General features: G+C 64.7%; 2 protein-coding genes and 1 pseudogene. 2 read left to right on the forward strand and 1 reads right to left on the reverse strand.

Going from position 1 to position 2,205, the window contains the following annotated elements; all coding sequences use genetic code 11:
- A pseudogene (locus MKK60_RS17070) lies at positions 1-794 on the reverse strand (IS3 family transposase); the annotation flags it as partial.
- A 126-nt stretch (positions 795-920) separates the two neighbouring features.
- On the opposite strand from MKK60_RS17070, the gene MKK60_RS17075 reads away from it, so the two are divergent.
- A complete protein-coding gene (locus MKK60_RS17075; protein ID WP_243987578.1) occupies positions 921-1,235 on the forward strand; it encodes a hypothetical protein in 315 nt (104 codons plus the stop codon).
- Positions 1,222-2,199 (forward strand): site-specific integrase, encoded by a 978-nt coding sequence (locus tag MKK60_RS17080; RefSeq protein WP_243987592.1) that lies wholly within the window; start codon positions 1,222-1,224, stop codon positions 2,197-2,199. The genes MKK60_RS17075 and MKK60_RS17080 overlap by 14 nt, the downstream gene beginning before the upstream one ends.
- The last annotated feature ends 6 nt before the right edge of the window (positions 2,200-2,205 follow it).

A 2,205-nucleotide genomic window follows, 5' to 3' on the forward strand; every position in this document is an offset into this window, starting at 1 on the left:
TGAACAGATCCGAGAGCACGTCGATGACGTCGGTTGCCTTCAGCTTGCGGGCGACTCGGATCGCTAAGCATTCATGTGTGAACTCATCGACCACGTTGAGCATCCGGATCTTGCGCCCGTCATGCGTGCGCGCCTCGACAAAGTCATACGACCACACGTGATTGGGGTGTTCCGGGCGAAGACGGACGCAGGAGCCGTCGTTGTCCCAGATCCGCCCTCGCTTGGGCTGTTTGGCTGTGACCTTCAGCCCCTCACGTCGCCAAATGCGCTCGACACGCTTGTCGTTGACGAACCATCCGGCCGCCTTCAGCAACGCACTGATCTTGCGGTAGCCGTAGCGCCCGTACTTCTCGGCCAACGCCACGAGATCGGCTGTCAGCGCCTCTTCATCATCGCGGCCCCGCGGCACCTTGCGCTGTGTCGAGCGATGCTGTCCGAGCGCCCGACAAGCGCGACGCTCGGAGACGGTCATCGTCCGCATGATGTGCTCGACACAGACGCGTCGGCGCGCGGGGCTCGAGACGTCTTCCCCGGGACGCCTCCTGCAAGATCAGCTTGTCGAGGGTGAGATCCGCAATCGCCTTTCGCAGCCGAGCATTCTCGGTCTCCAGATCCTTCATCCGTCGAACCTGATCCGACTTCAGTCCACCAAACTCACGCCGCCACCGGTAGTATGTCACTGAGCTCACGCCGAGCGCGCGGATTGCATCTGAAACGCTCTGGCCCTGTGAGATCAGCACATCCGCCTGCCGTAGCTTGGCGACAATCTCCTCAGGCTTCGGGTGCTTTGCCATCTTGTCCGTCCTCCAGGCTAAAAGCCATATCAAAGGGCGGACCACTTCAATGGGGGCGGACCAAGTCATTCTCGGAAGTTTGAGACCGATTGATCACAAGCGCCGTGAAAGAATGAAGGCTCAGCTATGAATGCCATCATGGCTATCGACGGCACGCGGGGCGGACGCCTTCCGGTGAAGCCGGCCTACGGCTCGCCGTGCAACGGCTGCGGGTTCTGCTGCGCGGCGGAGCCGTGCGCCGTCGCGCGACAGTACATCCCCAACCATCCGGTCGAGGGGCCATGCCGCGCGATGGAGTTCGAGGCTGATCGGTTCGTCTGTGGCATGATCCGTAGGCCAGGCCACTACATGCGGCTTCCGCACGATTGGGCCGAAGAGGTGATAGGCGCCATGATCGCGGATGCCCTCGGCGCGGGGAGGGGGTGCGATGCAGAACTCTGAAACGCAGACGCTTCCCATCGGGTTTTCTGACGAACCCCAGTACTTCCTCCCCGCCGACGCCCTTGCCCTGGTGCGGGACTATCAGCGCGCCTCAAAGGCGAAGGCCACGGTTCGTGCCTACAAGTCGGATTGGGCGGCGTTCACAGCTTGGTGCGCTGGGCACGGCGTGTCCTCGCTACCGGCGGCGCCCGAAACAGTAGCCGCGTTCCTCTCGCACGAGGCAGCAGCCGGACGGGCCTCGTCCACGATCGGCCGGCGGCTCGCGGCCATCGCCTACGCGCACAAGCTCGCCGGCCACCCGGACCCCGGCGCGCACGAAACGGTGCACGCGGTCATCAAGGGCATTCGACGCCGGCCGGATATGGAGATCCGTCAGAAGACTGCTGCAACCGCCGAGGTGCTAGCAGCCATGCTCTCGCACGCCCCGCCTGGGCTCGCCGGCAAGCGGGACCGTGCATTGCTCGGCCTTGGGTTCGCAGGTGCTTTCCGCCGGTCAGAGCTGTCCGCGCTGCGGGTCTCAGACCTGACCGACCATGCGGATGGCCTGCGGGTGCTGATCCGGCGATCGAAAACCGATCAGGAGGGCAGGGGGACCGAAAAGGCGATCCCGCACGGTCGGCACGTCCGACCGGTTGCCTTGGTCCGGGAATGGCTCGCTGCGGCCGAGATAACGGACGGGCCGGTGTTCCGGCCAGTGTCGCGGTCAGGCCGGATCAGAGCTGAGGCGCTGACGGATCGCAGCATCGGGGACAACGTGAAGCGGTATGCCGGGGCGGCCGGGTTCGATCCGGCAGCGTTCGGTGGGCATTCCCTGCGCGCTGGGTTCGTGACGACGGCGGCCGAGCGTGGGGCCGACCTCGCGCGTATCATGGAGGTGTCGGGGCACCGCGATCCGAGGACGGTACTCGGCTACGTCAGGAGGGCGAACGCCTTCAAGGATCATGCGGGAAGCGGGTTTTTGTGAAGCCTA

This window comes from Methylobacterium sp. J-092, assembly GCF_022829325.1.
Taxonomy (GTDB): domain Bacteria; phylum Pseudomonadota; class Alphaproteobacteria; order Rhizobiales; family Beijerinckiaceae; genus Methylobacterium.

Bases quoted from the DNA above. Each gene is read 5' to 3' on its own strand.
- MKK60_RS17080 (WP_243987592.1), top strand. From the start codon at position 1,222: ATGCAGAACTCTGAAACGCAGACGCTTCCCATCGGGTTTTCTGACGAA.
- MKK60_RS17075 (WP_243987578.1), top strand. From the start codon at position 921: ATGAATGCCATCATGGCTATCGACGGCACGCGGGGCGGACGCCTTCCG.